This window comes from Mesorhizobium sp. M1A.T.Ca.IN.004.03.1.1, from assembly GCF_003997555.1.
Classification (GTDB): domain Bacteria; phylum Pseudomonadota; class Alphaproteobacteria; order Rhizobiales; family Rhizobiaceae; genus Mesorhizobium.
On sequence record NZ_RZTV01000908.1, the window covers coordinates 1 to 244 of the forward strand.

At 66.0% G+C, this 244-nt stretch carries 1 pseudogene; it reads right to left on the minus strand.

From position 1 onward, the window contains the following. Nucleotides 1–244 (minus strand): annotated as a pseudogene (locus EOD29_RS34320) (nitrogen fixation protein FixI); the annotation flags it as partial.

Consider the following 244-nt stretch of genomic DNA (forward strand, 5'->3'; position numbering starts at 1 on the left):
CGAAGAATGGGAGCATCGTCGCATGCTTCGCCTTCGAGGATGCGCCCATTCTTCGAAAGCACCGTACCGCCATAGCCGCCGACCCTACCTTCTCCGCCGGTGCGAGCCTTCCACCCGGCCCATCCGCGTCGGCCCAGGCGCCAGATGTCATCCCCGGCGGTCGCCTCGATGCCGAAGCCGGGCTCTTCTCGCACCGAGTCGAGCTTGGGCTCACCGGCAAAGCCTGTATAGGCCGTAATGGCCC